This window comes from Ralstonia sp. GX3-BWBA (assembly GCF_003290055.1).
In the GTDB taxonomy this organism is placed as follows: domain Bacteria; phylum Pseudomonadota; class Gammaproteobacteria; order Burkholderiales; family Burkholderiaceae; genus Ralstonia; species Ralstonia holmesii.
The window spans coordinates 41169-54220 of the sequence record NZ_QMKS01000023.1; the positions used below are offsets into that span (position 1 = coordinate 41169).

The 13052-nt window shown below is 65.0% G+C and carries 9 protein-coding genes and 1 riboswitch; of the genes, 4 read left to right on the forward strand and 5 right to left on the reverse strand.

Annotated elements, in window-relative coordinates:
- Positions 1–5: 5 nt before the first annotated feature.
- Genes rbbA through DOD19_RS21605 form a run of 4 tightly spaced genes read right to left on the reverse strand, consistent with a single transcriptional unit; the run spans position 6 to position 7119 of the window.
- Entirely contained in the window at positions 6–2822 is a 2817-nt protein-coding gene (rbbA, locus tag DOD19_RS21590) for a ribosome-associated ATPase/putative transporter RbbA (protein WP_112188029.1), read from the reverse strand.
- On the reverse strand, positions 2786–3859 hold the full coding sequence (locus DOD19_RS21595; RefSeq protein ID WP_024978751.1) for an HlyD family efflux transporter periplasmic adaptor subunit: 1074 nt from the start codon (positions 3857–3859) through the stop codon (positions 2786–2788). The genes rbbA and DOD19_RS21595 overlap by 37 nt, the downstream gene beginning before the upstream one ends.
- A complete protein-coding gene (locus tag DOD19_RS21600; protein ID WP_112188239.1) occupies positions 3856–5319 on the reverse strand; it encodes an efflux transporter outer membrane subunit in 1464 nt (487 codons plus the stop codon). Before DOD19_RS21600 ends, DOD19_RS21595 begins: the two co-directional genes overlap by 4 nt.
- 51 nt (positions 5320–5370) lie before the next feature.
- On the reverse strand, positions 5371–7119 hold the full coding sequence (locus DOD19_RS21605; protein WP_112188031.1) for an alpha/beta fold hydrolase: 1749 nt from the start codon (positions 7117–7119) through the stop codon (positions 5371–5373).
- A 495-nt stretch (positions 7120–7614) separates the two neighbouring features.
- On the opposite strand from DOD19_RS21605, the gene DOD19_RS21610 reads away from it, so the two are divergent.
- Entirely contained in the window at positions 7615–7800 is a 186-nt protein-coding gene (locus tag DOD19_RS21610) for a hypothetical protein (RefSeq protein ID WP_024978748.1), read from the forward strand.
- 14 nt (positions 7801–7814) lie between these two features.
- Positions 7815–9212, forward strand: a complete 1398-nt coding sequence (dbpA, locus tag DOD19_RS21615) for an ATP-dependent RNA helicase DbpA (RefSeq protein WP_112188241.1) — start codon at positions 7815–7817, stop codon at positions 9210–9212.
- Positions 9213–9262: 50 nt separating this feature from the next.
- On the opposite strand, the gene chrA is transcribed toward dbpA, so the two are convergent.
- Positions 9263–10498, reverse strand: a complete 1236-nt coding sequence (gene chrA / locus DOD19_RS21620; protein WP_112188033.1) for a chromate efflux transporter — start codon at positions 10496–10498, stop codon at positions 9263–9265.
- Positions 10499–10623: 125 nt separating this feature from the next.
- Between chrA and DOD19_RS21625 the strand changes: the two genes are divergently transcribed.
- The gene (locus tag DOD19_RS21625) at positions 10624–12006 is read left to right on the forward strand and encodes an ethanolamine ammonia-lyase subunit EutB (RefSeq protein WP_112188035.1); all 1383 of its coding nucleotides are present in this window, start codon (positions 10624–10626) and stop codon (positions 12004–12006) included.
- 20 nt (positions 12007–12026) lie between these two features.
- A complete protein-coding gene (eutC, locus tag DOD19_RS21630) occupies positions 12027–12818 on the forward strand; it encodes an ethanolamine ammonia-lyase subunit EutC (protein WP_112188036.1) in 792 nt (263 codons plus the stop codon).
- A 64-nt stretch (positions 12819–12882) separates the two neighbouring features.
- Positions 12883–12988, forward strand: a riboswitch (glycine riboswitch).
- Positions 12989–13052: the final 64 nt, after the last annotated feature.

Consider the following 13052-nt stretch of genomic DNA (forward strand, 5'->3'; position numbering starts at 1 on the left):
CTCTCCTATCGATCCTGCTTGCGCAGCATCAGCAAGGTGGCGCCCAGGATGAACGGCACCGCCGCCAGGAGCGGCCAGAATGCGCTGCCCAACGCACCCATATCCAGCGCCTTGCTGAACACGCCCCGGCTGATGGTCAGGAAATGCGTGGCCGGATACACGCGCCCGATCAAGGCCCCCGCCCCTTCCAGCGACGACACCGGATTGAGCAATCCGGAAAATTGCACGCACGGAATGATTGTGCCGATCATGGTGACGAACATGGCCGCGATCTGGCTTTGCGTAAAGGTGGACGCAAACAGCCCGAAACCCGTCGAACACGTCACGAAGATCAGCGCCCCCAGCGCTAGCGTCGCAAAGCTGCCTTTAATCGGGACACCGAACACCGTCACCGCCAGCACCGCCAGCAACAGGAAGTTCAGCATGGCCAGCACGATATACGGCGCCTGCTTGCCGAGCACAAATTCCGCGCGTGTGACCGGTGTCACGTAGAAATTGATGATGGAGCCCAGCTCCTTTTCACGCACCACCGACAACGCCGCCAGCATGGCGGGAATCATCATCAGCAGCATCGGAATCACGGCAGGCACCATGGCAGGCAGGCTTTTCACGTCGGGGTTGTAGCGATAGCGCGTCTCAACGCTGCTGGGCGCCGCCAGACGCACCCCCAGCCGGTGCACGGCCGTATCGGCCAGCCAGAGTTGGTGGATGGCCTGTACGTAACCGCGCACGGTTTCCGCGCGGGTGGGCATGGCACCGTCCACCCAGGCACCGATCTGCACGGCCGCGCCGCGTTCCAAGTCGCGTGCAAAGCCAGGCGGGATTTCAATCGCCAGCGACAACTCGCCGTTGCGCATGCGGCGGTCCAACTCAGCGTAGTCGCGAATTGGGGGTTTTTCGATGAAATAACGCGAGCCCGCCAGGTTGAGCGTGTAGTCGCGCGAAAGCACGGTCTGGTCGCGGTCCAGCACGGCGTAGGTCAGGTTCTCCACATCCAGGCTGATGCCGTATCCGATGATGAACATGAGGATGGCCGTGCCCAGCAGGGCCAGCGTGGCGCGCACGCGGTCGCGGCGCAGCTCCAACGCCTCGCGCTGCGAATAGCTCAATGCGCGCGCAAGACTGAAGCCGCGGCGGGCGGGCATGCCGGTAGGCGCAGTGGTTGCCGCCGTGCGCACCGGCAGCGGCGCGGCAACCTCGTCGGTGTCCGCAGACGCTTCGGCAGCCTCCCGTAGATAGCCAATGAACGCCTGCTCGAGCGTCTGCGTGCCACGGGCACGCACCAGCGCCGCGGGCGCATCGCTCACCAGCACACGGCCGGCATGCATGAGCGAGATGCGGTCGCATCGCTCGGCCTCGTTCATGAAGTGCGTGGAGATGAAGATGGTCACGCGATCCCGCCGGGCGAGGTCGATCATCAGGCGCCAGAACATATCGCGCGCGACCGGGTCCACGCCGGAGGTCGGCTCGTCCAGGATCAGCAGCTCAGGCTTGTGCACCATCGCCACGGCCAGCGACAGCCGCTGCCGCATGCCCAGCGGCAAGCTCTGGGGCAGGCTGTCGGACACGTCCTGCAGTCCGAAGCGGGTCAGCATCTCAGCCGCACGCGACTGCACCTCGGGTTCGGGCACCTGGAACAGGCGCGCGTGCAGCACAAGGTTCTGACGTACGGTCAGCTCGCCATACAGCGAGAACGCTTGCGACATGTAGCCCACCCGCCGGCGTGTGTCGATGTCCTTCGGGTCAACAGGATGCCCAAACAACCACGCTTGGCCCTCGCTGGCAGGCAGCAGGCCCGTGAGCATCTTCATGGTGGTCGATTTGCCGCAGCCGTTCGAGCCGAGAAAGCCGAAGATCTCTCCACGACGGATGCGGAAGTCGACGTGGTCGACTGCGACAAAGTCGCCAAAGCGCATGGTCAGGCCGTTCGCCTGCACGGCCACATCGTCTTCTGCGCCGGCCACCAGCGGTGGCACCACCACGGCCTGATGACCCTGCCGGCGCGTGAGCGGCAGCAGCGCAATGAAAGCGGCCTCAAGGGAATCGGTACCCGCGCGGCTGCGCAGGGCGGCCGGTGTGCCGGTGGCGAGCACCTGCCCCGCATCCATGGCGATCAGCCAATCAAAGCGCTCGGCTTCTTCCATGTACGCGGTGGCCACGATCACGCTCATGCCCGGGCGCGCGGCGCGAATACGGGCAATCAAGTCCCAGAACTGCCTGCGCGAGAGCGGGTCGACGCCCGTGGTCGGCTCGTCCAGAATCAGCAGATCGGGATCGTGGATCAGCGCGCAGCACAAGGCCAGCTTCTGTTTCATGCCGCCCGACAGCTTGCCGGCTGGTCGCGAGAGAAACGCCCGCAGGCCGGTGCTGGACGTGAGCGCATCAATGCGGCGTCGGCGCTCCGCTGCATCGTGGCCGAACAGCCGCCCGAAGAACTGCAGGTTCTCCTCGATCGACAGCGTGGGGTACAGGTTGCGCCCCAACCCTTGCGGCATGTAAGCAATGCGAGGACCGACCGCGGCGCGCGCACGGCGGTCGGCCATGTCGCTGCCCAGCACATGCACTGCGCCGTCCTGCAGGGCACGCGCGCCGGCCACCAATGACAGCAGGCTGGACTTGCCCACGCCGTCCGGACCGATCAGTCCGACCATGCAGCCGGCGGGCAGGTCGAGCGTGACGCCATCCAGCGCCAGCGTCTTGCGATAGCGCAGGCTCACGCCGGCCAGGCTTGCCACCGGCGCCACGGGGCGCCCGTCATGTAACGCAGATGGGTCGACAGAGGTGGTCACTGCGGAACCTTGATCGCCAGGCTGGCCGGCCATTCGGCTTGCCCGTCGAGTCTGAGCCACGCCACGCCGGGCAGACCGGTCTTCACGAGCTTCAGGTGTTTGCGCAGCAGATCGCGATCGATCTGCGCCTTGACGCGAAACATCAGCTTCTGGCGCTCGCTGGCCGTCTCCACGGTCTTGGGGGTGAATTGCGCGGTGCTGGCCACAAAGGACACGCGCGCCGGAATCACGAATTGCGGCGCGGCGTCGAGCACGATACGCACCTCGCTGCCCATGGCGATGCGGCCTGCGTCCGTCTCCGGCACAAAGAAGGTCATGTAGACGTCGGAAAGATCCACGAGATTGAGCAGGCGCCCGCCGCCGGCCAGAACCTCACCGGGCTGGGCGATGCGGTATTGCACGCGGGCGTCGCGCGGGGCCGTCAAGGCGCTGTCATCGATATCGGCCTTGATGCGCAGTACGGTTGCGTCGGCCGCCTTGACGGTGGCACCGGCACCGGCCACCTGCGTACGGGCGGCCAAGACGGCGGCCTGCGCCGCCTCGGCTTGCGCGCGGGCCGCCACCAGCGCGGCCTTGGCGCTGCGCACACGGGCGCGGTCGTCGTCCAGTTCCTGCATGGACGATGCCCCTTCGTTCGACAGCGTTTCGGAACGCGCCAACCGCCGCTGCGCGGCATCCAGGTCGCTCTCACGCAGGGCGATCTGCGCCAGTGCAGCCTGCCGATCGGCCTCTCGTACAGCCACCTGGGCCTGCGCACTCGCCACGGCAGAGACGGATTGCTGCTGCCGCGCCTGGGCCTCGTCGCGCTGCGCCTCCAGCGTCTGCACCTGCATGTGCGCAAGCGGCTGGCCGCCCCTCACGAAGTCGCCCTCGTCCACCAGGATGTCTTGCACGCGGCCGGGAAGCTTGGTGGCCACGTCGATTTCGGTGGCCTCGATACGGCCGTTGCCGCTCACAAAACCCTTGCCGGGCCCCTCTTGCCGCAAGGACTTCCATGCGAACGCCCCACCGGCGACCACCAAGGCGGCAGCGAGCAGCGCAATCCATCGTTGTCGGGGAGTCGTGGTCATGGTGTAGGTTCGCCCGATACGCGCGGTGATGGCGTCGGGCTCAGATGGGGTTGCGGATCGGATGCGGATTCGACGGCCTGCGTGCCGCCACCCAGTGCCGCATACAGGCCAACGCGGCTAGAGAGAAGCGCACGGCGCACCTGCACCAGTTGCTGCTGCGCGGCCAGTAGGTCGCGCTGGGCGTCAAGAACCTCCAGGAACGTCGATGCTCCGGCATCAAAGCGAAGTTGCGACAACCGTGCGCGTTCGGTCTGCGCTGCCAGTGCGGCCTGCGCAATGTCGAGCTGTTCGGCTACCCACTTGCGTGCGGAAAGCGCGTCGGACACGTCGCGGAAAGCGCTCTGCACGGTCTTCTCGTAGGCAGCCACGGCAAGGTCTCGGCGGGTTTCTGCCAGGTCGAGGTTGCTGCGCAGCTTGCCGCCTTCAAACAGCGGGAGGCTGATGCTTGGTGCAAAAACCCAGGCGCGCGTGCCGGGTGCAAACAGATTGCCCAGTTCCGGGCTGATCGTGCCGTAAGCGCCTGTCAGGGCCACGCGGGGGAAAAACGCCGCCCGTGCCGCGCCGATGCTGGCGTGCGCGGCACGCAGCCGGTGCTCCGCGGCAACAATGTCCGGGCGCTGCGTCAGTAGGTCGGAAGGCAGGCCCGCGCGCAACTCGGCCAGCATGCGGTGCTCGTCAAGTGGCTCAGAAACCGATGGCAGGTCGATCGGCTTGCCGACAAGCAAGGCCAAGCCATGCGCCTGTGCGTCGCGCGCCTGCTGCAATTGCGTCAACAGCGCCTGCGCCTGGGTCAGCAGGGTCTCGACCTGCGTTTGGTTCAATCGTGAAGTCGCTCCCACCGTCACACGGCGCGAGAAGATGCGCAGGGTCTCGGTTCGGCTGTCTACGGTCTGCTGCGCCAGTGCAATGCGCTCGTCCAGTTCACGCAGCACCAGGTAGCTGTCGGCCACCTGCGCGATCAGCCCAAGCGCTACCGCACGGCGCGCGGCGTCGGAAGCCACATAGCTTTCCAGTGCGGCGTCGTTGAGGTTGCGTACGCGCCCCCAGAAATCGATCTCCCAACTGGAGACACCGGCGCCCACCTGGTACTGAGTGACACGCATCGGCATGCCGAATGGGCTCAGGTCCGCCGGAATGCTCAGGCGGCTGATGCCGGCCTGCGCGTCGAGGTGCGGAAATATCTCCGCCCGCTGGATGCCAAACGCGGCACGCGCCTCCTCCACCCGCAGCACGGCGGTGCGCAGATCGCGGTTGTTCTCCAGCGCCTGAGCGATCAACGCCTGCAGGCGCTTGTCCGTAAAATACGCCTGCCAGCCGGTGGCGGAGGCTGAGAGGCCATCCCGGCCATCGTCAGCGTCATAGTGCTGGGCCACGGGCAGGGCGGGTGCCTCGTAAGGCGGCGCCATCGAGATGCAAGCCGACAGGGCCAGCGCAGTGGCGGAGGCCACCATGGCGGACATACGCGTGCCGGCGTACCTGCCGCATGCGCGGCGTTGTTTCTTAACACGCATCTATTTCTCCAGCACGTAGGTGCCGGGCGCATCAGCCAGTGGCGGCAATCCGGGTACGCCCATCTTCGGCGGTTTGACCGCTGTGGCGCCCGATGCATGCGCGACCAGCCATGCATGCCATGCCGGCCACCACGAACCGTCGGTGGCGGGGGCCGATGCCAGCCAGTCATCCGGCGCCGCCGATGTCTCACCGATGTGGCGCGTCTGCATCTGGAACCGCCGATGCGAGTTGGCCGGCGGGCTGACAATGCCGGCGTTATGACCGCCGCTTGTCAACACGAACGTCAGCTCCGACTCGGTCAAGTGATGCAGCTTGTAGACCGAGCGCCATGGCGCCACGTGGTCGGTCAGCGTGCCCACCACGAAGATGGGCAGGTCGATGTCGTTGAGTGCCACCGGCTTGCCGTTGACGGGGTAGCGGCCCTCGCTCAGGTCGTCGTTCAGAAACAGATGCCGCAGATACTGGCTGTGCATCCGCGCGGGCATGCGCGTGGCATCGGCGTTCCAGGCCATCAGATCGTTCATGGGTGCACGATCGCCCAGCAGGTATTCACCCACCACCCTCGACCACAGCAAGTCGTACGAGCGCAGCATCTGGAAGGCTCCGGCCATCTGGCTCGCGCGCAGATAGCCAGTCTGCTCCATCTGCGCTTCCAGCAGACTGACCTGTGCCTCGTCGATGAACAGGCCCAGTTCGCCCGGCTCACAGAAGTCTGTCTGCGCGGCAAAGAGTGTCATCGACGCCAGCCGCGCATCGCCATCGCGTGCCATGGCAGCCGCGGCAATGGCCAATAACGTGCCCCCGAGGCAGTAGCCGGCGGCGTGTACGTGCCGGCCCGGCACGATGGCATTGACGGCATCGAGCGCGGCAAAGACACCGAGCTTGAGGTAGTCATCCATGTCGAGGTCGCGATCAGCCTCGTCGGGGTTTTTCCAGGAGATGCAGAACACGGTATGGCCCTGCTCTACCAGATAGCGGATCAGCGAGTTCTGCGGCGACAGATCCAGGATGTAGTACTTCATGATCCATGCCGGCACGATCAGGATGGGCTCGGCCTGGACCTTGCTCGTGGTCGGTGTGTACTGGATCAACTCGATCAGGCGGTTGCGCAGCACGACCTTGCCGGGCGTTATGGCAACGTCACGGCCTACCATGAAGCGTTCCGTACCGGCCGCCGGCGCGCCGCTCATGGAACGCTCGAGATCATCGAGCGCATTGAACGCACCGCGCACGAGATTGGTGCCGTGCTGCTCGAACGTCCGACGCAGGACAATCGGGTTGGTTGCCAGTTGGTTGCCCGGCGACATCATGTCGAGCCATTGACGCGCAGCAAAGGCAACGACGTCCTCATGATGCTTGGCGACACCCCAGACGCCGCGCGTGGCCGCCTCCCACCATTGTTCAGTCAACAGGAAAGACTGGTGCAGCACGTTGAACGGCCACAAGCGCCACTCGTCAGCCAAGAAACGACGATCATGGGCCGGCGGCTGGACGCAAAGACACACGTCCTGCGGGCCGGACGCCAAGCAGTTTCGGATGTAACGCTCGAGTTGTTCGGCCTGCGTCAGCGCGAGGCGGCACAGATCCAGCCGCTTGCCCGGCGAGACGGCCAGATGCAGCGCCCAATCGAGCAACGCCAGTTGCATTGATGCAAGCGACAGCGAATTCGATGTGCGGGCAAGAGCCGCGTGAAACGGCAGATCGATCTGGTCTGCAGTCGGTGAAGACGGCACGGGGGCGGTGCGCATGGTTGGGGCGTCAAACGATTGCCAATATGCGATCCATTAGATGCCAGCGGCTACCGACCGGACTTGACGCACCTCAAACCGGGACAAGAGCGTGGACTCTAGGCCGTGTCAAAGAAATGACATCTGCGGTTTCCTGCCAGTCGCCACAGAGGCTTAGCCCGCGCCTTACGGGCCTAAATGGGTGTGTTAGAGTCCGGCGGGGAAAACGTGACGATCTGCAGGATCGGCCCCATATCTCCATCGCTCTCAACGTTGTAGCCGCGAATCTGTTGCACCAACAGGATGCATTGGGCGCATGGCGTGGGCGTCGCGAGACGAGATGACTTTCCCACCTGTCAGGCCAACATAGCCAAAGGGCAGCGCAATCTCCTACGAACGGCTTGGCAACGCCATTTGTGGTTGAGGTAATGATCCAGATTGACATCGGCGCGCTCGCGGCCCCGGTCCACCTGCCTCGTCATCGAGGCGCAACGAACAATCCATTTAGAGAAAACCGTGTTCACTTGCATCAACCAGAGCTGCGGCACGCAGTGGGAGCTGTCCGACGTCGTCATCAAGGATGAGGGCCAAGGACCGCTGTTCCGCTGTGCGCTATGCGGCGCGCGCAACTATCTCAAACGCGTCGAAACCAAAGACGGCCGGGTCATCTACAAGCAAATCGAAGGCAAGCCGCTCAAGTGATCCAACGCAACGACATGACCATCGAACCAACCGCCACGCCCTTCACCACCCTAGCGCTCGCCCCGGCCGTGCTCGCGAACCTTGCGCAGCTCGGCTACACCGACATGACGCCGATCCAGGCTGCAAGCCTGCCCATCGCGCTTGCGGGGCACGACCTGATCGCGCAGGCCAAGACCGGCAGCGGCAAAACTGCAGCGTTTGCGCTGGCCCTGCTCGCACGGCTCGACGCGCGCAGCTTCGACGTGCAGGCGATGGTGCTCTGCCCCACGCGCGAGCTTGCCGATCAGGTGGCACAGGAGGTCCGCCGTCTGGCACGCGCCGAAGAAAACGTAAAGGTACTGACGCTCTGCGGCGGCACACCGATGCGTCCGCAGGCGGCGAGCCTCGAGCATGGCGCACACGTCATCGTCGGCACACCGGGGCGCATCATGGACCATCTGGAGCGCGGCAATCTCGCGCTCGGCGCATTGAAGACGCTCGTGCTGGACGAAGCCGACCGCATGCTCGACATGGGCTTCTTCGATGACATCGCGACAGTCGTGCGCCAATGCCCGTCTGATCGGCAGACGCTGCTGTTCTCAGCAACCTACCCGGAAGGTATTGCGAAGCTGAGCCAGCGCATTCTGCGCAATCCAAAAGAGGTAAAGCTCGAAGAGCGCCACGACGACAGCAAGATTCGCCAGCGCTTCTACGAGGTGCCCGACAACAAGCGGTTGCATGCGGTCGGGCTGCTGCTCAAGCACTATCGGCCAGTGAGCACACTCGCGTTCTGCAATACGAAGCAGCAATGCCGTGACTTGCTTGACGTGCTGCGCGCGCAGGGCATCCACGCGCTGGCGTTGCATGGCGAACTCGAGCAGCGCGAGCGCGATCAGGTATTGATCCAGTTCGCGAACCGCAGTTGCTCGGTGCTCGTCGCGACCGACGTTGCCGCGCGCGGGCTCGACATCGCACAGCTCGAAGCGGTAATCAACGTTGACGTGACGCCCGACCCCGAAGTGCACGTGCATCGCATTGGCCGCACGGGCCGTGCCGATGAGAACGGCTGGGCGCTGAGCCTCGCGAGCATGGATGAGATGGGGCGCGTCGGCAACATCGAGCAGGCCCTCGGGCGCGAGGTCGAATGGCACAAGCTCGACGAGCTGGATACCGGCAATGACGCCCCGCTGCTGCCGCCAATGGAAACGCTGCAGATTCTCGGCGGACGCAAGGAGAAGATCCGCCCTGGCGATGTGCTCGGCGCGCTGACGGGCGATGCCGGCTTTCGCGGCGACCAGATCGGCAAGATCAACGTGACCGAATTCTCGACCTACGTCGCGGTCGAGCGCGGCATCGCGCGCGATGCGCTGCGCAAGCTCAACGCCGGCACGCTGAAGGGCAAGAAGGTCAGGGTTCGGCTCATGGACGAATGACCCGCTGCCTTTGCGCAGCTACCGGTTGCCGCTCGTAGGGAGAGCGCGATTCAACCCAGCACGGCTGCGGCAACGCCCGCCGCCGCACAAAACGCCACCACAATCAGCGGTGGCGTTTTCCATCGCGTCAGCAGCAGAAACGCAATCGCCGCGACAGCGAAATCAAGCCATGACCGCACGGCGCTCGTCCAGACCGGCGTGTAAAGCGCAAACGCCAGCAACCCGACCACCGCGGCATTCACACCTGCCAGCAACGCTGCCATGGAGGGGCGAGCGCGCAACGCCTGCCAGTAAGGCAGCGCGGCAATGACCAGCAGCAGGCCCGGCAGAAAAATGCCCACCGTGGCAAGCGCAGCCCCGGCCCAGTGATTCAGCCCCGGGCCGATCGTCCAGCCGAGGAAAGCGGCGAAGGTAAATAGCGGCCCCGGCACGGCCTGCGCGGCACCATAGCCAGCCAGAAAATCGTTCGACACGACCCAGCCAGTCGCAACAGTCTGCTGCTCCAGCAGCGGAAGCACGACATGGCCGCCCCCGAAAACCAACGCGCCCGAACGATAGAAAGCGTCGAACACCTTGGCGGGCATCCACGGATGGAGATCCGTCGCGACAGGAAGCCCGAACAGCAGCGCGCAAAACAGGACCATGCAGACGATGCTCGCCACGTGGGACACGCGGAATGCAGCCCCCTGCTCCGCCCTCGGACCACCACTCGCCTGACGGGACGATCTGCACAACGCCAGCCCGAGCATGGCGCCGAGCACGATCACGACCAGTTGCGCGTATACGGTCGTCAACGCGCTGAGCACGGCGATGCTGATCAGCGCGATACCTGCGCGCTGCCAGTCAGGACAGAGCTTGCGTGCCATGTCCCACACGGCCTGTGCCACTACCGCAACGGCAACCAGCTTCAAACCGTGGATCAGGCCCGCGCCAATCGGGCCGCCCAAGCTCGGCGCGAGCATCGCAAAGGCCAGCAGCAGCAAGACGGAAGGCAGCGTAAAGCCACACCATGCCGCCAACCCGCCGCGCCATCCGGCCCGAAGCAGCCCGACGGAGAATCCCACCTGGCTGCTGGCAGGCCCGGGAAGAAACTGGCACAGGCCCACGAGGTCCGTGAACGTTGCGTCGTCCAGCCAGCGGCGGCGCTCCACGAACTCGCGCCGGAAGTAGCCGATATGTGCCACCGGCCCACCGAAACTGGTGAGACCCAGCTTGAGAAAGACCGCCAGCACTTCCATGGCAGAGCCCGCTTGATGTGTGCGGGACGGTGTGGCGGATGCAGTCATTGGCAGGGAGAGATCGATGTTTGGGAAACGCGTATTAGAACATTGCCGCCGTGGCATAGAAGGCTACTAAAGTGGCAGGATAGACACCGCCGTCACCGTCATTGGACTCTTCCGCGTATCCCATCATGCACTTCGCTCAGACCATTGGCGCGCAGCGCTATGTGTTCAACGATCTCAAGACGCTCCTGGCCAAAGCCAGCCCGGCGCGTTCCGGCGACTATCTGGCGGGCCTGGCCGCTGCCAGCGAAGGTGAACGCATGGCCGCGCGCATGGCGCTGGCAGACGTGCCGCTGTCGGCGTTCCTTAACGAAGCGCTGGTGCCTTATGAGAAAGACGAGGTCACGCGCCTGATTCTTGATCGGCACGACGCGCAGGCCTTCCAGCCGATTGCCTCGCTGACGGTGGGCGAATTTCGTAACTGGCTGCTCCTGCATGAAACGGACAGCCAGACACTGGCAAACGTCGCGCCCGGTATCACGCCCGAAATGGCTGCCGCGGTCAGCAAGCTGATGCGCAATCAGGATCTGATCGCCGTCGCCCGCAAGTGCCGCGTGGTCACGCGCTTTCGCAACACCATCGGGCTGCCCGGCCGGTTGTCGGTCCGGCTCCAACCCAACCACCCGACGGACGACCCCAAAGGTATTGCCGCGTCGATCATCGACGGCCTGCTCTATGGCTGCGGCGATGCGACCATCGGCATCAACCCTGCGGGCGATAATCTCGGCGCCATCGTCTCGCTGCTGCAATTGGTCGATGAACTGCGCAATCGCTACGCCATTCCCACGCAGTCGTGCGTGCTGACCCACGTGACGAACACACTGCGCGCCATTGACCAGGGCGCGCCGGTGGACTTGGTATTTCAGTCCGTGGCGGGCAGCGAGCAGGCCAACGCGGGATTCGGCATCAGCCTTGCCTTGCTGGCCGAGGCGCATGACGCCGCGCGGGGCCTTGAGCGCGGTACGGTCGGCAATAACGTGATGTATTTCGAGACCGGCCAGGGCAGCGCGTTGTCGGCCAATGCGCATCACGGCGTCGATCAGCAAACCATGGAGGCGCGTGCTTATGCGGTGGCGCGGGCGTTCTCGCCGTTGCTGGTCAACACGGTGGTCGGTTTTATCGGGCCGGAGTATCTCTACGACGGCAAGCAGATCATCCGCGCCGGATTGGAAGACCACTTCTGCGGCAAGCTCATGGGCCTGCCGATGGGCTGCGACGTCTGCTACACCAACCACGCCGAAGCCGATCAGGACGACATGGATACGCTGCTCACCCTGTTTGGCGTAGCCGGCATCCACTTCATCATGGGCGTGCCGGGCGCCGACGACATCATGCTGAACTACCAGAGCACGTCGTTTCATGACGCACTCTATCTGCGCGACACGTTGGGCCTGCGGCCTGCACCAGAGTTTGAGGCGTGGCTGCAAAGCATGGGTATTGTCGACACCGCTGGGCGCCTGCAAGACGCCACGACGCGACAGCCGCTGCTGCAGTTGGCCCACGCGCTGTGAATCCCGCTGGGAATACGCACATGCCGAAACACACGCTCGTTCAACCGAATCCGTGGACACACCTGCGCGCCTTCACCGACGCACGTATTGCGCTGGGCCGCGCCGGCAACAGCCAGACGACCGACGCCGTGCTCGCGTTTGGCGTGGCGCATGCCCAGGCGCGCGATGCCGTGCACTTGCCGCTCGATATCGCTGCAGTGGCGGCCGCGCTTGAACAGGCGGGCTTCACGGCGTTGACCGTGCACAGCGCGGCAGCCGATCGCGCCCAGTATCTGCGCCGTCCCGATCTTGGCCGCCGGCTTGACGATGCCAGCCGCGCAAAACTCGGCGCGTTGCGGCCAGCGCAACCCTTCGACGTTGTCTTTGTGATTGCTGACGGGCTTTCCGCATTGGCGGCGCAAAGCCACAGCGTGCCGCTCCTGTGCTGCGTGCGCGAGCGTCTGCCGCGCGACTGGTCGATCGGCCCCGTGGTCATCGCCGCGCAGTCTCGTGTGGCGCTGGGCGATGAGATCGGTTCGCTGCTTGGCGCGCGGCAGGTGGTGATGCTGATCGGTGAGCGGCCCGGGTTGAGTTCGCCAGACAGCCTAGGCATTTACCTGACCTACGCGCCGCGCGTTGGGTGCTCCGATGCGCAGCGTAACTGCATCTCGAATGTTCGGCCGGCCGGCCTGACCTATGACCAGGCAGCGACCCGGCTGGTGTTCCTGCTCAAAGGCGCGCTGGCGCTCGGCCGCAGTGGCGTGGACCTGAAGGACGACACGCCATCCGTTGCCCCCGGGACAGCCCGACTTGCCGAACGTCACAACCCGTGACACACTCCGTCCCGCTGCCCACACCGGCAGCACGCAGGCGCGGCTGACGCACCAACGACAGCTGCAACACGCCGCAGGAGAGACCGGGCTCAACGCACACACGCACAACGCCCGGCGCCGATGGAGCAACCACCCCGGAAACTCTCAGGCAAAAGGACTGTGGCGTCGACTGCGAATCTGGAGAGAGGCGTGCACGCGTGCGCCCACCGAAGGGGAAGGCGCCACCGCTGCTGG